The 23,734-nt window shown below is 65.5% G+C and carries 22 protein-coding genes; 12 read left to right on the top strand and 10 right to left on the bottom strand.

Annotated elements, in window-relative coordinates; all coding sequences use genetic code 11:
- Positions 1-6: 6 nt before the first annotated feature.
- The 3 genes from FSZ31_RS01740 to FSZ31_RS01730 form a co-directional block, all read right to left on the bottom strand.
- Positions 7-804 (bottom strand): SDR family NAD(P)-dependent oxidoreductase, encoded by a 798-nt coding sequence (locus tag FSZ31_RS01740; protein WP_147121335.1) that lies wholly within the window; start codon positions 802-804, stop codon positions 7-9.
- A gap of 114 nt (positions 805-918) precedes the next feature.
- Complete coding sequence (locus FSZ31_RS01735; RefSeq protein ID WP_147121334.1) at positions 919-2,088, bottom strand: acetyl-CoA C-acetyltransferase; 1,170 nt, start codon at positions 2,086-2,088, stop codon at positions 919-921.
- Positions 2,089-2,180: 92 nt separating this feature from the next.
- The gene (locus FSZ31_RS01730) at positions 2,181-3,335 is read right to left on the bottom strand and encodes an acyl-CoA dehydrogenase family protein (RefSeq protein ID WP_147121333.1); all 1,155 of its coding nucleotides are present in this window, start codon (positions 3,333-3,335) and stop codon (positions 2,181-2,183) included.
- Positions 3,336-3,627: 292 nt separating this feature from the next.
- Here FSZ31_RS01730 and FSZ31_RS01725 point away from each other — a divergent pair, with 292 nt between their 5' ends.
- A complete protein-coding gene (locus FSZ31_RS01725; protein WP_236643615.1) occupies positions 3,628-5,769 on the top strand; it encodes a M3 family metallopeptidase in 2,142 nt (713 codons plus the stop codon).
- An 80-nt stretch (positions 5,770-5,849) separates the two neighbouring features.
- Here FSZ31_RS01725 and FSZ31_RS01720 read toward each other — a convergent pair whose 3' ends face one another.
- Positions 5,850-6,137, bottom strand: a complete 288-nt coding sequence (locus FSZ31_RS01720) for a hypothetical protein (protein ID WP_147121331.1) — start codon at positions 6,135-6,137, stop codon at positions 5,850-5,852.
- A 211-nt stretch (positions 6,138-6,348) separates the two neighbouring features.
- Here FSZ31_RS01720 and FSZ31_RS01715 point away from each other — a divergent pair, with 211 nt between their 5' ends.
- From FSZ31_RS01715 to purH, 6 genes are read left to right on the top strand one after another with little or no spacing between them, the layout of a single operon-like run.
- Positions 6,349-7,248 (top strand): SPFH domain-containing protein, encoded by a 900-nt coding sequence (locus tag FSZ31_RS01715; RefSeq protein ID WP_147121330.1) that lies wholly within the window; start codon positions 6,349-6,351, stop codon positions 7,246-7,248.
- A 24-nt stretch (positions 7,249-7,272) separates the two neighbouring features.
- Positions 7,273-7,500 carry a toxin-antitoxin system HicB family antitoxin gene (locus FSZ31_RS01710; RefSeq protein WP_147121329.1) on the top strand — a complete coding sequence of 76 codons (228 nt, stop codon included), beginning with the start codon at positions 7,273-7,275 and terminating at the stop codon, positions 7,498-7,500.
- A 39-nt stretch (positions 7,501-7,539) separates the two neighbouring features.
- On the top strand, positions 7,540-7,878 hold the full coding sequence (locus FSZ31_RS01705) for a hypothetical protein (protein ID WP_201739103.1): 339 nt from the start codon (positions 7,540-7,542) through the stop codon (positions 7,876-7,878).
- A gap of 49 nt (positions 7,879-7,927) precedes the next feature.
- Positions 7,928-8,620: a ribulose-phosphate 3-epimerase gene (gene rpe, locus FSZ31_RS01700; protein ID WP_147121328.1), complete on the top strand. Its 693-nt coding sequence runs from the start codon at positions 7,928-7,930 to the stop codon at positions 8,618-8,620.
- Positions 8,617-10,443, top strand: a complete 1,827-nt coding sequence (locus FSZ31_RS01695) for a heparinase II/III family protein (RefSeq protein ID WP_147121327.1) — start codon at positions 8,617-8,619, stop codon at positions 10,441-10,443. The genes rpe and FSZ31_RS01695 overlap by 4 nt, the downstream gene beginning before the upstream one ends.
- A gap of 11 nt (positions 10,444-10,454) precedes the next feature.
- Positions 10,455-12,044: a bifunctional phosphoribosylaminoimidazolecarboxamide formyltransferase/IMP cyclohydrolase gene (gene purH / locus FSZ31_RS01690; protein ID WP_147121326.1), complete on the top strand. Its 1,590-nt coding sequence runs from the start codon at positions 10,455-10,457 to the stop codon at positions 12,042-12,044.
- Between the two features lie 63 nt (positions 12,045-12,107).
- Here the strand turns inward: purH and FSZ31_RS01685 are convergent, their stop codons facing one another.
- On the bottom strand, positions 12,108-13,463 hold the full coding sequence (locus tag FSZ31_RS01685; RefSeq protein ID WP_147121325.1) for a DEAD/DEAH box helicase: 1,356 nt from the start codon (positions 13,461-13,463) through the stop codon (positions 12,108-12,110).
- Positions 13,464-13,830: 367 nt separating this feature from the next.
- Between FSZ31_RS01685 and FSZ31_RS01680 the strand changes: the two genes are divergently transcribed.
- Genes FSZ31_RS01680 through FSZ31_RS01670 form a run of 3 tightly spaced genes read left to right on the top strand, consistent with a single transcriptional unit; the run spans position 13,831 to position 17,622 of the window.
- On the top strand, positions 13,831-15,378 hold the full coding sequence (locus FSZ31_RS01680; RefSeq protein ID WP_147121324.1) for an NAD(P)/FAD-dependent oxidoreductase: 1,548 nt from the start codon (positions 13,831-13,833) through the stop codon (positions 15,376-15,378).
- Positions 15,379-15,391: 13 nt separating this feature from the next.
- Positions 15,392-15,793: a GtrA family protein gene (locus tag FSZ31_RS01675; RefSeq protein WP_147121323.1), complete on the top strand. Its 402-nt coding sequence runs from the start codon at positions 15,392-15,394 to the stop codon at positions 15,791-15,793.
- Positions 15,790-17,622 carry a hypothetical protein gene (locus tag FSZ31_RS01670; protein ID WP_147121322.1) on the top strand — a complete coding sequence of 611 codons (1,833 nt, stop codon included), beginning with the start codon at positions 15,790-15,792 and terminating at the stop codon, positions 17,620-17,622. Before FSZ31_RS01675 ends, FSZ31_RS01670 begins: the two co-directional genes overlap by 4 nt.
- Before the next feature lie 6 nt (positions 17,623-17,628).
- Here FSZ31_RS01670 and msrB read toward each other — a convergent pair whose 3' ends face one another.
- From msrB to FSZ31_RS01655, 3 genes are all read right to left on the bottom strand, one after another.
- The gene (gene msrB / locus FSZ31_RS01665) at positions 17,629-18,102 is read right to left on the bottom strand and encodes a peptide-methionine (R)-S-oxide reductase MsrB (protein WP_147121321.1); all 474 of its coding nucleotides are present in this window, start codon (positions 18,100-18,102) and stop codon (positions 17,629-17,631) included.
- Positions 18,103-18,171: 69 nt separating this feature from the next.
- Positions 18,172-19,434: an ABC transporter permease gene (locus tag FSZ31_RS01660; RefSeq protein ID WP_147121320.1), complete on the bottom strand. Its 1,263-nt coding sequence runs from the start codon at positions 19,432-19,434 to the stop codon at positions 18,172-18,174.
- On the bottom strand, positions 19,431-20,363 hold the full coding sequence (locus FSZ31_RS01655) for an ABC transporter ATP-binding protein (protein ID WP_236643614.1): 933 nt from the start codon (positions 20,361-20,363) through the stop codon (positions 19,431-19,433). Before FSZ31_RS01655 ends, FSZ31_RS01660 begins: the two co-directional genes overlap by 4 nt.
- A gap of 73 nt (positions 20,364-20,436) precedes the next feature.
- Between FSZ31_RS01655 and queG the strand changes: the two genes are divergently transcribed.
- A complete protein-coding gene (gene queG, locus FSZ31_RS01650; RefSeq protein ID WP_147121318.1) occupies positions 20,437-21,510 on the top strand; it encodes a tRNA epoxyqueuosine(34) reductase QueG in 1,074 nt (357 codons plus the stop codon).
- A 28-nt stretch (positions 21,511-21,538) separates the two neighbouring features.
- On the opposite strand, the gene FSZ31_RS01645 is transcribed toward queG, so the two are convergent.
- Together FSZ31_RS01645 and FSZ31_RS01640 are read right to left on the bottom strand one after the other, a co-directional pair.
- Positions 21,539-21,910, bottom strand: a complete 372-nt coding sequence (locus tag FSZ31_RS01645; protein ID WP_147121317.1) for a hypothetical protein — start codon at positions 21,908-21,910, stop codon at positions 21,539-21,541.
- The gene (locus FSZ31_RS01640) at positions 21,907-22,593 is read right to left on the bottom strand and encodes an EI24 domain-containing protein (protein ID WP_147121316.1); all 687 of its coding nucleotides are present in this window, start codon (positions 22,591-22,593) and stop codon (positions 21,907-21,909) included. The genes FSZ31_RS01645 and FSZ31_RS01640 overlap by 4 nt, the downstream gene beginning before the upstream one ends.
- A gap of 130 nt (positions 22,594-22,723) precedes the next feature.
- Between FSZ31_RS01640 and FSZ31_RS01635 the strand changes: the two genes are divergently transcribed.
- On the top strand, positions 22,724-23,719 hold the full coding sequence (locus tag FSZ31_RS01635) for an adenosine kinase (RefSeq protein WP_147121315.1): 996 nt from the start codon (positions 22,724-22,726) through the stop codon (positions 23,717-23,719).
- Positions 23,720-23,734: the final 15 nt, after the last annotated feature.

Here is a 23,734-nt window from a genome sequence, read left to right as displayed (position 1 = left end):
AAGAGGTTAGCGGGGACCCATGCGCAGCGCGCCGTCGAGGCGGACGTCTTCACCGTTCCAGTAATCGTTCTCGATCATCGCCAGCGCGAGCTGCGCATATTCGTCGGGGCGGCCGAGGCGCTTGGGGAACGGCACGGCGGCGGCGAGCGCGTCCTGGGCGGGTTGCGGCAGGCCGCGCAGCAGCGGGGTTTCGAAAATGCCCGGCAGGATCGTGTTGACGCGAACGCCTTCGTTCATCAGGTCGCGCGCGATCGGCAGCGTCATGCCGACGACGCCCGCCTTCGATGCCGAATAGGCGGCCTGGCCGATCTGGCCATCCTCGGCCGCGACGCTGGCGGTGTTGATGATCACGCCGCGCTGTTCGCAGCCCTTGGCGCTGCCGGGGAGCGGATCGGCGGAGAGCAGGCCCTCGGCGAAATAGGAGATGCAGCGGAAGCTGCCGACGAGGTTGATCTGGACGACCCAGTCGAACGCCTGGCTGGGGAAGCGGCGGATCGTGCCGTCTTCCTTCGAGCGGCTGACGGTCTTCATCGCGTTGCCGACGCCGGCGCAGTTGACGAGGATGCGTTCCTGGCCGTGCGCTTCGCGCGCCTTGGCAAAGCCCGCCTCGACGCTCTCGTCGCTGGTCACGTTGACCTCGCAGAAGATGCCGCCGATTTCCTCGGCGACCTTGAGGCCCTTTTCTTCCTGCAGGTCGAAGATCGCGACCTTGGCGCCCTTGGCGGCCAATGCGCGCGCGGTCGCTTCGCCGAGGCCCGATGCGCCGCCGGTGACGACGGCGGGGGTGTTTGCGGTGATTTCCATGATATTTTCTCCAATTTTGCGCTCAGGCTGAGCCTGTCGAAGTCTTATCTCGCGCCCTCGCCCTTCGACAAGCTCAGGGTGAGCGCGGGTGGGTTGGTTAGAGCCGTTCGGCGCCTAGAGCCGTTCAACAATGGTGACGTTGGCGATGCCGCCGCCTTCGCACATCGTCTGCAGTCCGTATTTCTTGCCGTGGCGGCCGAGCGCGTGGACCAAAGTCGCCATCAGCTTGGTGCCAGATGCGCCGAGCGGGTGGCCGAGCGCGATCGCGCCGCCATGGACGTTGAGCCGCTCGGGATCGCCGCCGGTATGCTGGAGCCAGGCGAGCGGCACGGGGGCGAACGCCTCGTTGACCTCGAACAGGTCGATGTCGGAAATTGTCATCCCCGCGCGCTGCAGCGCCCGGTCGGTCGCGAACAGCGGCTCTTCGAGCATGACGACGGGGTCGCCCGCGGTGACGGTCAGGTTGTGGATGCGCGCGATCGGCGTCAGCCCGTGTTCCTTCAACGCCCGTTCGCTGACGATCAGGACCGCCGAACTGCCATCGCAGATCTGGCTGGCGTTGGCGGCGGTGACGGTGCCGCCTTCCTGCAGCAGCTTGACCGCGCCGATGCTCTCGAGCGTCGCGTCAAAGCGGATGCCCTCGTCGATCGTGTGCATTTTCGTGCCGTCGGGAGTTTCGATCTCGAGCGGGATGATTTCGGCATCGAACGCGCCCGCTTCGGTCGCGGCGGCGGCACGCTGGTGGCTTTGCAGCGCATAGGCGTCGAGCATCGCGCGGTCGAAGCCGTATTTCTTGCTGATCATCTCGGCGCCGACGAACTGCGACCACAGGATGCCGGGATATTTGCGTTCGAGACCGGGCGATTTGTAGATCCCCATGCCTTCCTTGGCATGGAGCGCGCCGGTCGATCCCATCGGCACGCGGCTCATCGATTCGACGCCGTTGGCGACGACGATATCCTGCGTGCCCGACATGATCGCCTGCGCGGCGAACTGGATCGCCTGTTGCGAACTGCCGCACTGGCGATCGATCGTCACCGCCGGCACGCTCTCGGGCAGGATCGAGGCGAGGACGATATTGCGCCCGACCTGGAAACTCTGTTCGCCGCCCTGGCTGACGCAGCCGGTGATGACGTCCTCGATCGCGGCGGGATCGATGCCGGTGCGCGCGACGAGGCCATCAAGCACGGCCGCGCCGAGATCGACGGGGTGCCAGCCGGCGAGCGCGCCGCCGCGCTTGCCCCCGGCCGAACGGACGGCATCGACGATATAGGCGGTGGTCATGGGTGGTTCCTTACAAATTGCGCTCAGGCTGAGCTTGTCGAAGCCTTTTCACATCCCACCCTTCGACAGGCTCAGGGTGAGCGCGATCCGGGTTAAAGCGAACGACCGATCAGTTCTTTCATGATCTCGTTGGTGCCGCCGAAGATACGCGTAACGCGCGCGGCGCGCCATGCGCGGGCAATCGGATACTCGTTCATATAGCCTGCACCGCCGTGGAGTTGCAGGCATTTGTCCATCATGTCCCACTGGAACTCGGTATGCCACAGCTTTGCCGCGGCGCCTTCCTCGGGGGTCAGTTCGCCGCGCAGATGGCGCGCAAGCGCCCAGTCGAGATGCGCCCAGCCGACCTGGAGGCGGGTCTTCAGATCGGCGAGCGTGAAGCGCGTGTTCTGGAAATCGAACACCGGCTTGCCGAACGCCTTCCTGTCCTTGACGAACTCGACGGTGCGATCGAACGCGCCCTGGGCCGAGGCCTGTGCGCTGACCGCGATCGAGAGGCGTTCCTGCGGCAGCTCGCTCATCAAATAGATGAAACCCTTGCCCTCTTCGCCAAGGCAGTTGGTCATCGGCACGCGGACATCATCGAAGAACAGCTCGGACGTGTCGGCGCTGTCCATGCCGATCTTGTCGAGGTTGCGCCCCTTGCGATAGCCGTCGCGCGACGATTCGACGAGGATGATCGAAACGCCCTTCCAGCCGGGCGAGACATCGGGGTCGGTCTTGGCGCAGACGAGCGTCAGGTCGGCATTCTGGCCGTTGGTGATATAGGTCTTCTGCCCGTTGACGACATAATGGTTGCCGTCCTTCTTGGCGCTGGTGCGGATCGATTGCAGGTCGGAGCCGACGCCCGGTTCGGTCATCGCGATCGCGGTGATGACTTCGCCCGAAACCATCTTGGGCAGCCATTCGCGCTTCTGCTCTTCGGAGCCGTAGGCGATCAGGTAATTGACGACGATGTCCGAATGAAGCGAGAAGCCGAGCGTCGCGCCCGCGCCGTAAGCGAGCTCTTCATCGACGATCGCATTATAGCCGAAATCGAGGCCGAGGCCGCCATATTCTTCCGGCACCGTCGGGCACAACATGCCCAGCTCGCCCGCCTTGAGCCACAGTTCGCGCGGGACGATTTTGTCCTTTTCCCACTGGTCGGCGTGCGGCTGGACCTCTTTTGCCAGGAACTGGCGGACGGTCGCGCGGAACGCCTCGTGGTCGTCGCCATAGGCGGTGCGGTGCAGGCTATCGAGCGTCATGTCGGCGGCTCCCCGGAGCGGTTCAGGCGGCATCGTGCCGGCCCATGAAAGGTTGCGCCATGAAACCTAACGTTTACGTTCGCGTCAAGGGGCAAAGCCGAAATGTATGTCCGATCGAACAGCTTCGAGGCTGGACCCGGACCGTGTTATCCGGTTAAGCCAGACCTCAAGAAGCACGGCCAGACCGGGCCGTCAAAAATATTCCAAGAAGCAGATCAGGACAGGAACGCCGATGAAATATGCATTTACCCTCCTAGCGGGAAGCTCGATGCTTGCCGGATGCGCCACCACCATGAATGACCGTGACGATCCGGCCGCCATGGCCCAGACGGCGCTGGAAGCCGCCACCCAAGCGATCGATACGCAAAACGCTGCCAATGCGATGTCGGCCAATCCCGTGCTTGCCGAATGGACCGGCCCCTATGACGGCGTGCCGCAGTGGGACGCCTATACGCCCGACCAGCTGCCGCAGGCGTTCGACGCCGGCATGGCCGAGGTGAAGGCCGAGTATGAGACGATCCTGTCGAACCCGGCGACGCCGACCTTCGACAATTTCGTCGTCCCGCTCGAGAAGGCGGGCGAGATCCTCGGCCGCGTCTATCCCGTTTATGGCGTCTATACGAGCAACCTGTCGAACCCCGACGTGCGCGCGATCCAGGCCGAGTGGAGCCCGAAGCTGTCGGCCTTTTTCAGCGAGCTCAACCTCGATCCCCGGCTCGTCGAGAAATACAAATATCTCTACGACAATCGCGCGACGATGGGTCTCGACGCCAAGCAGCAGCGATTGATCGAACGCGCCTATGACGGGCTGAAGCGCGACGGCGCGTTGCTCGATGCCGCCAAGAAGCCGCAACTGATCGCGCTCAGCACCGAGCTGGCCGGACTTTACAGCGATTTCTCGAACAAGGTCCTCGCCGACGAGGAGACCTATATCTTCCTCGACAGCGCCGACGATCTCGCCGGCCTGCCCGCCAGCTTCGTCGCCTCGCTCAAGAAGGCGGCCGAGGAACAGGGCAAGAGCGGCTGGGCGCTCAAGAACACGCGTTCGGTGATGCAGCCGTTCATGGAAAACTCGACCCGCCGCGACCTGCGCGAAAAGGTCTACAAGGCGTACAGCAATCGCGGCGACAATGGTGACGCCAACGACACCAATGCGACGATCGCGCAGATCCTGAAGCTGCGCCAGCAGCGCGCCGAGCTGCTCGGGTTCAGGACGCACGCCGATTATCGCATGGCCGACACGATGGCCAAGACGCCCGATCGCGCGATGGACCTGATGATGAAGGTGTGGCCCGCCGCGGTCGCGCGCGTGAAGGAGGAAGTCGCCGACATGCAGGCGCTCGCCGATGCCGACGCAAAGGCCGGCAAGGGCGCCAAGATCACGATCGCGCCGTGGGATTACCGCTTCTACGCCGAAAAGGTCCGCAAGCAGAAATACGATCTCGATGCCGCGGCGATCAAACCGTATTTCCAGCTCGACAAGATGATCGCGGCGATGTTCGATTCGGCCAACCGCCTCTATGGCCTGAGCTTCACCGAGAACACCGGGACGGTCCCCGTCTTCCATCCCGACGTGCGGACCTTCGAAGTGCGCCGCGACGGCAAGGTGATCGGCCTGCACTATCTCGACAACTATGCCCGCTCGGGCAAACGGTCGGGCGCCTGGGCGACGACCTATCGCTCACGCGACAGGCTGAGCGGCGACGACATCGTGCTGGGGTCGAACAACAACAACTTCGTGCAAGGCGGCGAAGGCGAACCGACGCTGATCAGCATCGACGACGCGTCGACGCTGTTCCACGAATTCGGCCATGCGATCGATTATTACCTGACCGACGCGGCCTATCCCAGCCTCGCCGGGACGCCGCGCGACTTCGTCGAGTATCCCAGCCAGGTCAACGAGAACTGGCTGATGACGCCCTATGTGCTGCAGAATTACGCGCTGCATTATCAGACCGGCGAACCGATCCCGCAGGCGCTGATCGACAAGATCGAGAAATCATCGACCTTCAACCAGGGCTTCGAAACGGTCGAATATCTGTCGAGCGCGCTGATCGACATGAAGCTGCACAACCGCACGACGCCCGTGACCGATGTCGATGCGTTCGAACGCGACACGCTGACCGAACTCGGCATGCCGAAGGAGATCATGATGCGGCACCGCCTGCCGCAGTTCAATCACCTGTTCTCGTCCGACGCCTATTCGGCGGGCTATTACAGCTATCTGTGGTCGGAAACGATGGATGCCGACACCTGGGCGGCGTTCGAGGAAGCGGGCGGGCCGTGGGACACGACGATATCGCGCCGCTTCCGCGACCTGTTGCTCGTCACCGGCAACGAGACCGATCGCGCCGAGGCCTATCGCGCCTTTCGCGGGCGCGATCCCGACGTGAAGGCGCTGCTCGAACGGCGCGGTTTCCCGACCGGCAAATAAGCAAAGGCGACGCTGCGCCGCGCACGAAAAAGGGCGGCTCTCTGCGGGGGAGCCGCCCTTTTGCTATGCGATGGGCAGGATCAGGCGACGGCGAATTCGACCACGTCGGCGCTGCCGTCATGGCCGCGGCTCGAAAACAGGCCGACGCCTTCGCAACCCTGCTGCTGCTGGATCGGCAGCGCCGTCAGGCAATAGGCGCATTCGGCGGTGACGCGACCGACGTGCCAGCTCGATCCGCCGCAACCGGGGCAGACGTTCTGTGTGCCGCTGCGAAACATCACGTGATATCCGCGCGTTTCGGGATGCGCGAAGCCCATGCCGATCGAACGGCTGGTCTGCGCTGAATAGTCTCGTGCCTGAACGTGCATTGCCGTTCTCCTGTCAAATGTCTCGCATGGTAAACGCGCAATGCCGTCGGGGTTTCCCTCGTCGCGTTCGGGGAACTGTATCGAAACGGGATGGGCAGCGGATAAAGCCAAACAATTCCGCGGCTTGGGCAGCAATGTCACACCCCCGTCTTTTCCGTTGACTTTATCGGCAACCAATATAATTATGATATCATCTTTTAAGGAGGCTATCATGACCCAAACCGGTTCCAGGGCGATTCTCAACCCGACGCGCGAACACCCCGCGGCGAGCGCCAGCGGCTATCCGATGCTGCTGCTCGCGCTGCTCACCGTCCCTGCAGGCTTTGTCGCGATTACGCAGGTCCCCGCGATCGGCGGCTGGGCGGTAGCCGGCCTGATCCTCGCGATCGTCGTGCTGCTGTTCGTCATCGCCGGATTCTACCTGATCGCGCCCAACCAGGCCTATGCGATCCAGCTGTTCGGATCGTACAAGGGCACCGACCGCAAGACCGGCCTGCGCTGGGTCCTGCCGTGGCTGATGCGCAAGAAAATCTCGGTCCGCGTCCACAACATCACGTCGGACCGATTGAAGGTCAACGACCTGCGCGGCAACCCGGTCGAGATCGCCGCCAACGTCGTCTGGCGCGTCACCGACAGCGCGCAGGCCCTGTTCGACGTCGACGACTACAAGGAATTCATCCACATCCAGATCGAAAGCGCGGTGCGCGCGATCGGCAGCCGCTATCCCTATGACGATATCGAGCACAAGGAGGTCACGCTGCGCGGCGACGCCGACGTGATCAGCGAGGAACTGCGCATCGAACTGCAGGAACGCGTCGAACAGGCGGGCATCACGATCGACGAATGCCGCCTGACGCATCTCGCCTACGCCCAGGAGATCGCCCAGGCGATGCTCCGGCGGCAACAGGCCGACGCGATCATCGCGGCGCGTGCGCGGATCGTCGCGGGCGCGGTCGGGATGGTCGAGATGGCGCTCGCCGAACTGTCGAGCAAGGACATCGTCAACCTCGACGACGAGCGCAAGGCGGCGATGGTGTCGAACCTGATGGTCGTATTGTGTTCCGAACGCGACACCCAGCCGGTCGTCAATACCGGCACGCTCTACCAGTAAGCGGCAAGGCTGGTCGGACAGATCGTGGCCCAGCGCCCCAAGAAAGCCTTTCCGCTACGCCTCGACCAGGCGCTGTTCGACGCGGTCGAACGGCTCGCCGCGGCCGAGCTGCGCAGCGTCAACGCCGAGATCGAGTTCCTCCTGCGCCGCGGGCTCGAGCGGCGCGGGATCAAGCTCGACCCGCCGGTCAAGCGCAAGCGCGGGCGACCGCCTGCCGCAACGTTCGATCACGGCGACGCGAATGATGAATAATCTCCTCCGCGCCAACCTCGCCAGTTGAAGGATCGCACGATGCTCCATCACTTTCTCGACGATCGCTCCTGGTTCAAGCCCAAGCGCTTTGGCCTGGGGGCCTATCCTGTCGCCTGGCAGGGATGGGTGCTGACGATCGCCTATCTCGGGGTCATCCTGGGCATGACGCGCCTCGGGCCGCATGGTGGCCCGTCCGATCCGCTGTGGTGGACGATGATCGCCGCCGCGACGCTGGCGTTCGTCGGAATCGCCTGGCGAAAAACCGAGGGCGGCTGGCATTGGCACTGGGGCAAGGATGACGATGTCAAAGGTTCCGGCACAGGCCCCGGCGATGGTCGCCGCCAGCCGCGCGACAAGCATCGCAAAAGGCGCGGATAACGCTGCCACGCACCTTGCCCGGCCGCGTCGCAATCGGTAAGGGCAGCGCATGCCAAGCCCCGACGCATCGCCCGCCGCCGCCCCGCCCCATGTCCGCATCGCGCCATCGATCCTGAGCGCCGATTTCGCGCGGCTCGGCGAAGAAGTCCGCGCGATCGACGAAGCCGGCTGCGACTGGATCCACATCGATGTGATGGACGGCCATTTCGTGCCGAACCTGACGATCGGCCCGGCGGTGGTCAAGGCGCTGCGCCCGCACACCAGCCTGCCGTTCGACGTCCATCTGATGATCAGCCCGGTCGACGGCTTCCTCGACGCCTTTGCCGAGGCCGGCGCCGACATCATCACCGTCCATCCCGAGGCGGGGCCGCACATCCATCGCAGCATCCAGCACATCAAGTCGCTCGGGAAACAGGCGGGGGTCTCGCTCAATCCGGCAACCCCGGCCAAGCTGCTCGATTACCTGATCGACGATATCGACCTCGTCCTCGTGATGAGCGTCAATCCCGGCTTCGGCGGTCAGAGCTTCATCGACAGCCAGCTGCGCAAGATCGAGGCGGTCCGCAAGATGATCGACCGGACCGGTCGCGACATCCGGCTCGAGGTAGACGGCGGCGTCGATGCGACCACCGCGCGCCAAGCGATCGCCGCGGGGGCCGACGTCCTCGTCGCCGGGACCGCGACCTTCAAGGGCGGGCGCGATTGCTACGCTGCCAATATCGCGGCGCTGAGGGGATTATGAGCGACGCTTCGGGCGGAGATCGTCGCGGCGATCCGCCGTCCGACGCGACCGAAGCCGATGCGATAGACGCCAACACTTCGAACGATGCCAATTCGATCGACGCCAATTCGATTGATGCCAACTCGATTGATGAGGGCCGCCGCCTGATCCGCCTGTCGGGCGATCGCGGACAGAGCCTCGCGACGCGCCTGGCGCACCAGTTCTACCGCCTGACCTGGCGCACGCCCTTGCATAAAATGCGCCTCAAGGGCCGCTATCCGCTCAAGCTGCTCGCGGTGCCGCACGATCCGCTGCCCGGCGATCCTTCGGCGGGCAAGGCGATCCGCGCGGGCCATTTCCTGTTTCGCGGGCTCAAGGCGCCATTGAAGGGCATCGATTTCGCCTCGCCCGGCGTCACGCCGCCCTTTGCCCACTATATTCACGGCTTCGCCTGGCTGCGCGATCTGGCCGCGGTTGCGCCGCGCGAAGAGGCCGCCCCGATCGCCGAGCGGCTGACGCGCAAATGGCTCGCGGCGCACGGCACCCACGTCACCGAACCCACCTGGACGAGCGACGTCGCCGCCTGGCGGATCCTGTTCTGGACCGCCTATGCGCCGCTGATCCTGTCATCGCGCGACATCGTTTATCGCTCGGCGGTGCTCAACCATATCGCGCGTGCTGCGCGCCATCTCGACCAGACCGCGCATCGCGGACGGCCCGGCGTGCCGCAGCTCGTCGCCTGGTGCGGCGTCGTTGCCGCCGCGCTGCTGATCCCCGGCGGCGAACCGCGCCGCATCTTCGGTGAAGACGGCCTCAAGAAATCGCTCGAAGCGGCATTCTATGGCGATGGCGGCGCGGTGTCGCGATCGCCGCATGCGCAGATCGAGGCGATCAGCGCGCTCACCATGCTCAGCCGGACCTACGACGCGCGGCGGATCGATCCGCCCGCCTTTATCGGCGAGATGCTCGCGCTCGCGGTTCCCGCGCTGACCGGCCTGGCCCATAATGATGGCGGGCTGGGCAGCTGGCAGGGCGGCGGCGCGACGCGCGCCGAGACGGTCCGCGCAGTGGTCGAGGCAAGCGGGGTGCGTGCGCGCCCGCTCAAACAGGCGCGCGACTGGGGCTATCAGCGACTGACCGCGAAAAAGACCGTGCTGCTGGTCGATGCCGCGCCGCCGCCGGTCGCGCGGCTGACCGACGCCGGCTGCGCCTCGACGCTGGCGTTCGAACTCAGCGACGGCGATCAGCGGATCGTCGTCAATTGCGGGGGTGCTGCGCTCGCCGGCGCGCTGATCCCGCAATCGCTCGCGCAGGGGCTGCGCACCACCGCGGCGCATTCGACGCTGGTCCTCGCCGACCGCAATTCGACCGCGATCCTCGGCGACGGAACGCTCGGCAAGGGTGTCGCCGAGGTCGAGATCGAGCGCCAGGAAATCGACAATGGCACGCGGCTCGAGATCGGCCATGACGGCTATGCCAAGCGGCTCGGCTTCCACCATCGCCGCCTGCTGATCCTGTCGGACACCGGGCGCGAGCTGCGCGGCGAAGACCTGCTGCTGCCGGTCGGCCGGCGCAAGCGCCCGGGCGAGACGCCGTTCGTCATCCGCTTCCATCTCGGCCGCGGGATATCGCCGACGATCACCGCCGACGGTCTCGGCGCGCTGCTGCGCCTGCCCGACGGGCCGCTGTGGCAGTTCCGCGCCTCGGCGGGCAAGCTGGCGATCGAGGACAGCCTGTGGGTCGACGGCAACGGTCGCCCGCATCCGACGCAACAGCTGTCGCTGAGCGACGCCACCGGCCCCGGCGGCACCAGCATCGGCTGGCTCTTCAAACATATGGGATAAATGGCACGACCATGGACACGATCACGATCAAACGCGCGCTGCTCTCGGTCAGCGACAAGACCGGCCTCGTCGAACTCGGACGGGCGCTTGCCCGCCACGGCGTCGAGCTCGTCTCGACCGGCGGCACCGCCAGGACGCTGCGCGAGGCGGGCCTTGTGGTCCGCGACGTTGCGGAGCTGACCGGCTTTCCCGAAATGATGGACGGGCGCGTCAAGACGCTCCACCCCATGGTCCATGGCGGGCTGCTCGCGGTGCGCGACAATCCCGAGCATCAGGCCGCAATGACCGAGCACGCGATCGGCGCGATCGACCTCGTGATCGTCAACCTCTATCCCTTTGCGCAGACCGTCGCCAAAGGTGCGGGACGCGACGAGATCATCGAGAATATCGACATCGGCGGCCCATCGATGGTGCGCTCGGCGGCAAAGAACCACGGCTTTGTCGGCATCGTCACCGATCCGGGCGACTATGCTGACGTCATGACGGAACTCGACACCAACGCCGGTGCGCTGACGCTGGCGACGCGCAAGACGCTCGCCGCCAAGGCGTTCGCCGCGACCGCCGCCTATGACAGCGCGATTGCCAGCTGGTTCGCCTTTGCCGACCAGGGCGAGCAGTTCCCCAAGCGGCTGACGGTCGCGATGACGCTTGGCGACGAGCTGCGCTATGGCGAGAACCCGCACCAGCAGGCGGCGCTCTATCTCCCCGAAGGCCCGGCCGCCCGCGGCATTGCGCAGGCGACGCAGATCCAGGGCAAGGCATTGAGCTATAACAACCTCAACGACGCCGACGCCGCGCTCGAGCTCGTCGCCGAGTTCCGCGACGCGGGGCCGAGCGTCGTCATCGTCAAGCACGCCAACCCGTGCGGTGTCGCCAGTGCCGACACGCTGATCGACGCCTATCGCGCCGCATTGGAATGCGACAGCGTCTCGGCCTTTGGCGGGATCGTCGCCCTCAATCGCCCGCTCGACGGCCCGACCGCAGAGGCGATCGCCGATATCTTCACCGAGGTCGTCGTCGCACCCGATGCCGACGATGACGCCAAGGCAGTCTTCGCCAAGAAGAAGAACCTTCGCCTGCTACTGACCGGCGAACTCGGCGATCCGCGCCGCGCGGGGCTGGCGATGAAATCGATCGCCGGCGGGATGCTGCTGCAAAGCCGCGACAACGGCTTCGTCGCCGACGCCGATTTCAGGATCGTCACCAGGCGCGCGCCGACACCGCAGGAGCTGGCCGATTGCCGCTTCGCCTGGACCGTCGCACGCCACGTCAAATCGAACGCGATCGTCTATGCCAAGGACGGAGCAACCGCCGGGATCGGCGCAGGCCAGATGAATCGCCGCGATTCGGCGCGCATTGCCGGACAAAAGGCGCGCGAAGCGGCTGAAACCTATGGCTGGGATGCAGCCAAGACCGTCGGTTCGGCGGTCGCCTCCGATGCCTTCTTCCCCTTCGCCGACGGCTTGCTCGCCGCGGTCGAGGCAGGCGCGACCGCGGTGATCCAGCCGGGCGGATCGATCCGCGACGACGAAGTCATCGCTGCCGCCGACGAAGCGGGCCTCGCGATGGTCTTCACCGGCATGCGGCATTTCCGGCACTGATACGAAACCGGCCCGCTCTCCAGTAGGAAAGCGGGCCGGCCGTCGTGACGAAATTCTAAGGGCTCAGCGCGCGCGCTGGACCGAGCCGGCATATTTGCCGACGCCCGATTTCTTCGGGCCACCGAAGCGGCGCGGCTGGCCGTCGCTGCGGCCTTCGCCCCCGCCCGAACGGTTGCGGTTGCCTTGCGGCTTGCCGCCGGGACGACCGCCGCGTGCGTGGCGATGGCCCTCGTCGCTCTGGCCGTGGCTCTTGGGTGCAGCCTTGGGCAGCTTGGCGACCATCTCGCGGAAGTTCTCGGGCAGCGGCAGCGGCGTCGTCTTGACGCGCGTCAGCCGCTCGATGTCCTTGAGATATGAGCGCTCGTCCGAAGCGACGAAGCTGATCGCGACGCCTTCGCGGCCGGCGCGCGCGGTGCGGCCGATGCGATGGACGTACTGTTCGGCCACGTTGGGCAGTTCGAAGTTATAGACGTGGCTGACGCCGGGGACGTCGATCCCGCGTGCGGCGATGTCGGTCGCGACGAGGACCTTGACCGATCCGTTGCGGAAGGCGTCGAGCGCGGCGGTGCGCTGACCCTGCGACTTGTTGCCGTGGATCGCGCGCGCTTCGATGCCGGCACCGGTGAGGAAGCGGACGATGCGGTCCGAACCGTGCTTGGTGCGGCTGAAGACGAGCGCGCGGTCGATGTCGTCGGTCTGCAGACGGTGCGTCAGCAGCGCCTGCTTTTCGCTCTGCTCGACGAACGTCGCATATTGCTCGACGCGCTCTGCGGTCGTCGCCTGCGGGGTCACCGAAACCTGGACCGGGTTGGTCAGGAAGCGGGCGCCGAGATCACGGATCGCCTTGGGCATCGTCGCCGAGAAGAACAACGTCTGGCGCTTCTTGGGGAGCAGCGTGTCGATGCGCTTCAACGCATGGATGAAGCCCAGATCCATCATCTGGTCGGCTTCGTCGAGAACGAAGAATTCGACATTGTCGAGCGTGACGGCGCGCTGGTCGATCAGGTCGAGCAGGCGGCCCGGCGTGGCGACGAGGATATCGACGCCGCCGGCGAGCTTCTTCTTCTGCGTGAAGATCGGCATGCCGCCGACGACGGTGAGCACGCTGAGATCGCAATATTTGCCGTAGGTGCGAAACGATTCGGCGATCTGCGCGGCGAGTTCGCGGGTCGGCGCGAGGACGAGCATGCGGCACGACTTCTGCTTACGGTATTTGGCGTCGGTCACCATGTGGTGGAGCGACGGCAGCGCGAACGCCGCGGTCTTGCCGGTGCCGGTCTGCGCGATGCCGCACAGGTCGCGGCCTTCGAGCAGGGGAGGAATCGCCTGCGCCTGGATCGGCGTCGGGGTGTCGTAACCGGTCGCTTCAAGCGCGCGGACGAGAGGCTGGGCAAGGCCCAGGTCAGAAAAATAGGTCATAATGTCTTTCGAATCTTCATCAAAGGCCTGTGCCGCGATCCCGCGGAAATGCGGGCGCGTGCGTTGGCGGGTTTCTTTACGAAACCGCCCCGCGTGAAGTGGGAAGCCTCTGGGTGCACTCTTGTTCGTCCCGGGCGGGTAAGGTCCTTGTGGACCGCCCTCACGCTGCCGGGACTGCGGCGGATTGTCTCCGCTCGCCGTGGCGCGAGAAGGCATATGGGGCAGCGGGGGTTAATTTGCAACTAAATTACGTAGGTGAGTGATTATCTTGCCGTGCAAGCTAGGCTTTGTCGTGCGCATTTTACCATGTATTAGCCGGCAGCGTTGACGGTGCTATCGGCACGAACGCGCGTGATCAGGGAAACATATGCAAGCCGACTACACCAGCGACGTGGCGATCATCGGGGCGGGTCCGGCGGGGCTTACCGCCGCCTATCTGCTGACCAAAAAGGGGTATTCGGTGACCGTCATCGAAAAGGACCCGGTCTATGTCGGCGGGATCAGCCGGACGGTCGAGCATGACGGCTTCCGCTTCGACATCGGCGGCCACCGATTTTTTTCGAAATCGAAACAGGTCGTCGACCTGTGGAACGAGATCCTGCCCGACGATTTCATCCAGCGCCCGCGGATGAGCCGGATCTATTACGAGGGCAAGTTCTACAGTTACCCGCTGCGCGCCTTCGAGGCGCTGTGGAACCTCGGCATCTGGCGGTCGACGCTGTGCATGGCAAGCTATGCCAAGGCGAAAGTCCTGCCCAACAGGAATGTCCGCAGTTTCGAGGACTGGACGATCAACCAGTTCGGCCGCAAACTCTATTCGATCTTCTTCAAGACCTATACCGAAAAGGTCTGGGGCATGCCCTGCGACGAGATGTCGGCCGACTGGGCGGCGCAGCGGATCAAGGGGCTGAGCCTGTGGAGCGCGGTAACCGACGGGCTCAAGCGCAGCCTCGGGCTCAACAAGAAACCCAATGACGGCATGGCCACCAAGACGCTGCTCGAAAGCTTCCGCTATCCGCGGCTCGGCCCCGGGATGATGTGGGACGCGGCGCGCGATCATGTCGTTGCGGGCGGCAACCGCGTGCTGATGGGCCATGCGCTCAAGCAGCTGGGCGAAGACGGCGATGGCAACTGGCAGGTGATCGCGACCAAGGCCGACGGCAGCGACGTTGCGATCGCGGCCAAGCACGTCATCAGCTCGGCGCCGATGCGCGAACTGTCGGCTCGGCTCGATCCGAAGCCCGCCACCGACGTCAACGCGCGCGAGCTCAGATATCGCGACTTTCTGACCGTCGCGCTGATGATCCGCTCGGACGACCTGTTCCCCGACAACTGGATCTATATCCACGATTCGAAGGTCAAGGTGGGCCGGGTGCAGAATTTCCGCAGCTGGTCGCCCGAAATGGTCCCCGATCCCAGCCTCGCCTGCGTCGGCCTCGAATATTTCTGTTTCGAGGGCGACGGCCTGTGGTCGAGGGCCGATGCCGACCTGATCGACCTCGCCAAGAGCGAGATGGCGATCCTTGGCCTGTGCGATCCCGCCGATGTCGTTGGCGGCGCGGTCGTCCGGCAGGAAAAGGCCTATCCGGTCTATGACGACGATTATGCCGCCAATGTCGATGCTCTGCGCCGCGAGCTCGAGGCGAGCCATCCGAACCTCCACCTCGTCGGGCGCAACGGCATGCACCGGTACAACAACCAGGACCACGCGATGATGACCGCGATGCTGACGGTCGAGAATATCGTCGCCGGCAGCCGCATCTATGACATCTGGCAGGTCAACGAGGACGCCGAATATCACGAGGCGGGCGAAGAGGGCGCCGACGACGACGCGGCGGGGATCAAGGCAGCGCTCGAATCGGTTCGCGACGTGCCCGGGCGGATCGCGCCCGACGATAGCGACCGCGCTGCGTGATCGGGGTCGGGCAATGAAACACGGACTGCTCGATTTCCATCGCTGGACCTATATGCGCTACCTCGGCGCGAGCGTCGTCGCGCTGGGCGCCGATACCGGGCTGTTCCTGTTGCTGCTGCGCTGGCTGACTGCGACCTCGGCTGCGGCACTCGGGTACATTTTCGGCATCCTGATCCACTGGCTGATCTCGAGCCGCGTCGTCTTCGCCGGCCAGACCGCAACCGTCGGCCGGTTGCGCCACAAACAGAAAATGCTGTTCCTCGCCTCGGCGCTCGCCGGTCTCGCGCTGACCGTCGGCATCGTCGGGGTCGGCGAGCTCGCCGGGTTCGACCCGCGGCTGGCCAAGGGAATCGCGATCCTGGTCAGCTTCCAGGCAACCTATCTGTTGCGCAAGCGGATCGTCTTTCGGCCATGAGCGGCGCGGCACGCGAGCCTTACAACCCGCTGGTGCGTATTCATCCGCGCTGGACCGCGCTGGCGTGCTGGATCATCGTTGCCGGACTGATGCTGTACGAATACCGGCTGGCGATCGCCGCGCTCAAGGTGTTCGACGGCGACGACGCGCTGCGCCTCGTCCAGGTCCGCGACCTGATGGCCGGGCAGAGCTGGTTCGACACGACGCAATACCGGATCAATCCTCCTGCCGGCGGGATGATGCACTGGTCGCGGCTGATCGATCTGCCGATCGCGCTCAGCATCCGCACCCTGATGCTGTTCGTCGAACAGCCGGTCGCCGAACGCTTCGTCATGGCGCTCTATCCGATGGCGCTGCTCGGCCTGCTCTTTTTCGCGGTGAAAATGTGGTTGTCGACATATGGCTCGCGCCCGCTGACGCATGTCGGGCTGATTGTCCTCGCGACATCATCGACGATGCTGTTCCAGTTCGCCCCGATGCGGATCGACCATCACAGCTGGCAGATCATTCTCGCGGTCGTCGTGATGGGCTTTGCGGTGCGCAAGCCGAGCGCGACGAGCGGCGCGATGGCCGGCCTGTTCATGGCCAACTACCTCAGCATCTCGATCGAGGGCGCGGCATTCATGCTCGTGTTCGGGGCGATCTTTGCCGTCGACTGGATCCTCGACCGGCGCAGCGGGCCGCGCTTCCTGGCCTATTGCGCGGCGCTTGCCGTCGCATCGGTCCTGCTTGTCTCGATCACCAAGGGTCCCTGGACGCTCGGCGCGAGCTATTGCGACGCGCTGTCGCTGCCCTACACCTCGGCACTGTGCGCGCTGGCCGCGGCAACCGCGATCGCGTGGCGCGTGTTCGGCGATGCGCGCCCGATCCATCGCATGGCGATCCTCGCGATCGGCGGCATCGCGGGGCTGATTGCCTTTGGCCTGTCCGACGCGTCGTGCTTCGCCGGCCCGTTCGAAGCGCTCGACCCGAAAGTCCGGCTGCTCTGGTATCAGAACGTCAAGGAAGGCCTGCCGATCTGGGACCAGTCGCAGCTGCGCCAGTTGCACCTGTTCGGTCCGGTGATTGTCGCGCTGGGCGGGACGATATGGGCGTGGGTTCGGGCCGAGGACGAAGCCTCAAGGCACCGCTGGCGGACGACGCTGTTCGCACTGATCGGCGGCACCGCGATCGCGGTCATGGTGTTCCGGACGATGTCGGTCGCGCATATCTATGCGATTCCCGGCATTGCCTGGCTGATCGTCATGCTGGGCCACAAGGCGCGCCAGCTGGGATCGCCGATCATTCGCGTCGCCGCGACGCTGGCGGTGCTCGCCATGGCCCCCTTGATCGTCAACTGGGTCGCGATGGTTTTCCTTTCGGCGGGCAAACCGGATACCGCCGTCACGGTCGCGGCAAAGCCCGACCCAACGCTGAAACGCGTTGTGTCGTGCCTCGATGGCGGCTCGCTTGACCAGCTGCGCGCGTTGCCGCCGGCGCTGCTGTTCGCGCCGCTCGATGTCAGCCCGTTCCTCCTCGCCTATTCGCCGCACAGCGTCGTCGCGACCGGCCATCATCGCAACCAGCGGGCGATGCGTGAGGTGATCGACGGCTATCTGTTACCGCAGAGCGAAGCGCGCAAGGTGATCGAAGCATCGGGCGCGCGGTATCTCGCGGCCTGCCAGAACGCGCCCGAATTCTACAATTTCCGGTACATGAGCCACGACGGCCTCGCCGCCGATCTCTATCGCGGCAAGGTGCCCGACTGGCTCGAGGCGATCCAGCCGCCGGGCGACAGCCGGATCAGCATCTATCGTGTGCGCCATCCCGGACGCCGCAACGCCGATTGAGCGCGATCAGGCGGACCGGAAGTCCATCGCCGCGCCGTTCATGCAATAGCGCTTGCCGGTCGGCCTGGGTCCGTCGTCAAAGACATGGCCGAGATGCCCGCCGCAGCGCGCGCAATGCACCTCGGTGCGCGAAAAGCCGAGCTTGCGATCGGTTGCGGTGCCGATGGCGCCCTTGAGCGGCGCATAGAAACTCGGCCAGCCGGTGCCGCTTTCGAACTTGGTCTTCGACGAATAGAGCGGATTGGCGCAGCCAGCGCAGGCGAAGGTCCCGGCGCGATGCTCGTCGTTGAGCGGACTTGAATAGGGGCGTTCGGTCGCCGCCTGGCGCAACACGCGATACGCCTCGGGGCTCAGCTTCTTGCGCCACGCCGCATCGCTCAGCGCATAGGGATAGGTCTTCGCCGCTGCCGGCTTGGCGCAGGCGGCAAACAGCATCGAGGCTGCGGCGCCGGTAATGACTGTCCTGCGGTCGAGTTTCATGGCGAATCCTTTGGTGGTGCGTTCATCAGCCCGAGCTACGAACGCATTTCGAAAACGGATGCAGGCCGGTCAGCGCGTCCGCTTGCGGAACAGCCGCCAGCCGGGGCCCGACTTGAGCACGCCAAAGCGGAACAGCTTGACCGCCAGCCACAGCACGAGTGCGACCCACAGGCCCTGCCAGACGATCGCGATCAGGTGCGGCCAGATGGCCGGATCGGTGGCGCCGCGCGCGGCCATTGCGAAGGGCGAGCTGAACGGGATGATCTGCGCCACCGTCGCGAGTGTCGTGCCCGGGTTGTTCGCCGCCGCCGAGCCGAGACCGAACATCGCGACCTGGAAGATCGTGATCGGCAGTGACAGCATCTGGATTTCGCGCATCGAAGAGGCGAGCGCACCGATGCCGAGAAACACCGAGCCGAGCAGCAGGAAGGCGAGCAGGAAATAGATCACGCCGAGGCCGAGGAACGCGGGAAAGCCGATCGCGGGGGCGAAATCGGCGAGGTTGAACGCGCCCGCACTGCCCGCTGCCGAGGTCGCAGCGAGGCTCGCCTGGTCGGCGAATATGGCTACAGCGGCGAGCGATCCGGCGATGCCGACGACCAGCCAGAAGCTGATGAACAGCACCGCGACGCCGAGCATCGCGACGACCTTGCCGGCAAAGATCGATTCGAGCGGCGCGGCGGCGGCGAGGATCTCGATCACCTTGTTGGCCTTTTCCTCGGCCAGCGTGCTGACCGTCTGGCCCGCGGTGAGCAGCGTCAGCATGAAGATGATGAAGGTCGCGCCGAACCCGAGCGCCTTGCGCGTCACGCCGACATTCGCCCCGCTGCCGAGGTCCTGGTACTCGGGCTGGACGAGCGGCCGCATAGAGCCATCAGCTTTCGCACGAACCGCCATCTCTGCCAGGCTCGCAAGATAGCGACCCGACAGCCCGCCCTCATTCTGTTCGATAATGACGGGCCTTTCGAGGGTCCCGAAAAGCGCCGAATAAACGTTCTTGTCGTCCTTCTTCGCCAATATCCGCGCCTGTTTTTCCGGGTTGGCGCCGGCCACAACGGTTTCGAGGCGGTAGATGCCCGATTTGCCGGGATAGTCGCGATGCATCTGAGCATCGGCGGCGTGGAGCAGCGCGGCATCGGCAGGCGAGACGACCGCGATGACGATATTGTCGCTGCCGTCGCCGTCGAGCGCGCTCGCGCCGAGGCCGCCGACCAACCCGAAGCCGAGCATGAACAGCGGCGCGAGGAGGAACAGGAGGAAGGTCGGCGTGGCGACGATCGACAGAAAGTCGCGCCGCGCGATGACGAAGGTCTGCCGCAGGCCCGAGCTCATTTGGCGTCTCCCATTGCGGCGTCATCGCGCACCGCGTCGCTGCCGACGATGTGGACGAAGGCATCGTGAAGTCCCGGCCGTTCGATCGACAGCGAGGCGACACCGTGGCCGCTGTCGACGAGCCGTGTCAGCCAGGCGGCAACCGCATGGTCCTCGATCGGGAAGCGGAAGCTATCCCCGCGCCGCGTCGCCTCGGCGGGCAGCAAGCCGTCGAGCCGGGCCGCGCCATCGCCCGGAGTATAGCGCACTTCGAGCGGCAACTGGCCGCGCGCTTCGTCGACCGTGCCTTCGAAGCGGCGCTTGGCCCCGGCGATGATCGCGAGGCGATCGCACAATCGCTCGGCGTGCGCCATGACATGGGTCGAAAAGACAATCGTCGCGCCGCGCGCGCGCTCTTCTCCGATCAACGCCTCGAGCCGCCCCTGGTTGACCGGGTCGAGACCCGAAAACGGCTCGTCGAGGACGATCAGCTCGGGTCGGTGGACGATCGATCCGATCAGTTGCACCATCTGCGCCATGCCCTTCGACATCTTGCGGATCTTTTCATCGACGACGCGGGACAGGCCGACCTGCTCCATCATCTCGGCACCGCGCTTGCGCCCCGCCGACCAGTCGAGCCCACGCAGCGCGCCCATGAAGGCGATGACCTCGCACGCCTTCATGCCGGGATAGAGGCCGCGCTCCTCGGGCAGATAGCCGACGCGATCCGAGACGCTGCGCGGGTTGGCCGAGCCGAGCAGCGAGCGCGTCCCCTCGTCGGGATCGATGATGCCGAGCAGCATGCGGATCGTCGTCGTCTTGCCGGCGCCATTGGGGCCGAGAATGCCGTAGACCGATCCTTGCGGTACCGAGATGTCGATGCCGTCAACGGCGCGAAAATCGCCGAAATATTTGACGAGGCCACTCGCCTCGATAACCGTTGACGCCAAAACCGTTCCCCGTTCGCGAGTTCGCCGTGGAGATAGCCAGCCCGCCGCGTCCGTGGCAAGGCGCGATTCGATTATGGCAGACAGACCGCCTCCCGGCCGCGATTCGCCGACCAGCCTCGAAGCCAGGATCGCTGCCGAGGCACGCGCGCTGGGCTTTGCCGCATGCGGCATTGCGCGGGCCGATGCCGCGCCGCGCAGTGCCGCGCGGCTCAACGAATGGCTCGCCCAGGGCATGCACGGCGACATGATCTGGATGGAAAGTCGCGCCGCGCAACGTGGCAGCCCAACGGGGCTGTGGCCAGAAGCGCGATCGGTCATCGCGCTCGGCATGAGCTATGCGCCCGACGGCGACCCGCTGGCGCTTGAGGCCCATCCCGTCCGCGGCCGGATTTCGGTCTATGCGCGCGGCAAGGATTATCATGACGTCGTCAAGAAGTCGTTGAAATCATTGGCGCGATGGATCGTCGCGGAGACCGGCGTAGATACTGACGTCAAGGTGTTCGTCGATACCGCGCCGGTGATGGAAAAGCCGCTCGCCGAAGCCGCCGGGCTCGGCTGGCAGGGCAAGCACAGCAATCTCGTCAGCCGCTCCGACGGCAGCTGGCTGTTCCTCGGCGCGATCTACACGACGCTCGAACTGGCGCCGGCGACCCCGGGGAGAGATCTCTGTGGCAGTTGCGACGCGTGCCAGCGCGCCTGCCCGACCGACGCCTTTCCTGCCCCCTATCGAGTCGATGCGCGGCGCTGCATCTCGTATCTGACGATCGAACACAAAGGCCCGATCCCGATCGAGTTCCGCAAGCCGATCGGCAACCGCATCTATGGCTGCGACGATTGCCTCGCGGTCTGTCCGTGGAACAAGTTCGCCGACAGTGCCGCGGCGAACATCGCCTTTGCTGCGCGCGCCGAGCTTGCCGCGCCGCGCCTCGCCGATCTGCTCGCACTCGACGATGCGGGGTTTCGCGAGGTCTTTGCCGGGTCACCGATCAAGCGGATCGGACGCCATCGCATGGTGCGCAACTGCGCGATCGCGGCGGGTAATTCGGGCGACGCCGCGCTGATCCCGGTGCTGACGTCATTGTGCCAGGATGACGATGCAGCCGTGGCAGAGGCGGCGCGCTGGGCGTTGCAGGAACTGGTCGCGTAGCCGAAGGCGGGTCGTCCCCAGGCGGCGTCTAGCGAACCTCGAGCGCGGCGGCACAGCGCGCACGATCGGTGTCCTCGCCAGTCGGCAGGCGCGCATCGACATAGGTGACGACGGGCTCGGCGCCGCGACGGGGCGGGTAGAGATAGGCATCGAAAACGCATGCCTCTCCGGTAAACTGCAGCTTGCGCGCGGCCCCCTCAACAATGTCGAGGCGCGGCTGACCGAGCGCCGCGATCAAGGCACTGCGTGTCGCGCCGATGATGTTTTCGAGCCCCGCCACATTGAGCCGCGGTGTCGGGCTTGCCGGGCGGACCGCGGGAGCCGCGACAGCCGCGCCGCGCGAGACGCACCCCGACAAGGCGAGCGTAGCGAGGGCGAGCACAGCGGTTGCGCGTTTCATGCCGCCGGTTCCGTAAGTCCTGGAGATTTGCGCCCGTGGATCATGTGGACCGCCATAGCCGCACCGAGCACGGGGGCCAACAGATTGGCGACGGGCACCATGAACAGCGCGGCGACCGGCAGGCCGAGGATCGCGCGGCGACCGCGCGACGGCAGGACAAGTGTCGGATGGCGCGCGGTGACCATCTCGGAAAGGTCGCGGCCGAGCAGCAGTGCGTTGACCCCGAGGGCTGCGATCAACCAGCCAACGCCCGTTGCGACGAGGACGGCATAGAGCGGCAGCGCGAGCATGTTGTAGCCGATGGTCCGGCCAGCCGAATGGAGCCCGATGCCGAGCCCCTTGGCGAACGGAACGGGCAGCGCCACTGCCGCCTGTTCGGGATAATGGCGACGCTCGACCGCCTCGACGACGTCGTCTGCAAGCGCGCCGAGGACCGCCATCGCCACCGCGCGGAACAGGAACCAGCCGAGCAGGATCGCGATCAGCACCGACAGCGCGGCAAGCAATCCACTGTCGAGCGCATAGCCTGTCGCGGCGAGTGTCCAGCCGAGCGCCAACCACAGTAGTCCGCCGATCGCGACGAAGATTGCGAGCGTCAGCACCGCGGCCTTGGCGAGCGTCTTGAGCAGGGCAGGATCACCCAATTGGGCAAACGAAAGAGCAAATGCGCGCAACGGGGACATGGCGCATGAGTGGCGTGCGCACCGCGCGCGGTCAACACGCTTGGTACGCGGCGACTTGCCAAGCGACCGTCGCCTTACTAGGCAGCGCGCCAATCCTGTCCCATCCCTCAACTTTGCAAGTGGTCCCCTTATGAGCCAGTCCGCCCCCCGTTACGACGTCGTCGCAATCGGCAACGCTATCGTCGACGTGATTGCGCGCGCCGACGAGGAGTTCATCATCGCACAAGGCATGACCAAGGGTTCGATGCAGCTGATCGACGCCGACCAGGCGACGAGCCTCTACGACGCGATGGGCCCCGGCATTGAAATAAGCGGCGGATCGGCCGCCAACACGCTTGCGGGCCTCGCAATGCTCGGCGCGAAATGCGGCTTTATCGGCCAGGTTGCCGACGACCAGCTCGGCCAGGTGTTCGCGCATGACGTCAAGGCGGGCGGGATCGATTTCACGACCGAAGCGCGCCAGGGCCATCCGCCGACTGCGCGATGCCTGATCCTCGTCACCCCCGATGCCCAGCGGACGATGAACACCTTCCTCGGCGCGTCGCAATACCTTCCCGCCGCCGCGCTCGACGAAGCGATGATCGCCGATGCCGCGATCCTCTATCTCGAAGGCTATCTGTGGGATCCCGCCGAACCGCGCGCAGCGATGCGCCGGGCAATCGATCTCGCCAAGCAGGCGGGCCGCAAAGTCGCCTTCACCTTGTCCGACGCATTCGTCATCGACCGCCACCGCGACGACTTCCTCGCGCTGATCGACGAAGGCGCGATCGACATCCTGTTCGCCAACGAGGTCGAGATCGGCTCGCTCCAGCAGACGCAGGATTTCGAGACGGCGGTTGCGACAACTGCGGCGAAGGTCCCGTATCTGGTCGTCACGCGCAGCGAAAAGGGCGCAATCGCGCTGGTCGACGGCGAGCGTCATGAAACCCGGGCCGAACCGATTGCCGAGATCGTCGACACGACCGGCGCTGGCGACCTGTTCGCCGCTGGCTTCCTCGCCGGCCTGGCAGCGGGCGACGGTATCGATCGCTGCCTCAAGATGGGCGCGCTATGCGCGCGCGAGATCATCAGCCATGTCGGTGCACGCCCGCAGGTCGACCTGAAGGCGCTCGTCGCGCAGGCTTGATCTCCCGGCGGCGGT

The organism is Flavisphingopyxis soli, assembly GCF_007995095.1.
GTDB lineage: Bacteria > Pseudomonadota > Alphaproteobacteria > Sphingomonadales > Sphingomonadaceae > Flavisphingopyxis > Flavisphingopyxis soli.
This window is presented reverse-complemented; position numbering and strand designations above follow the sequence as displayed.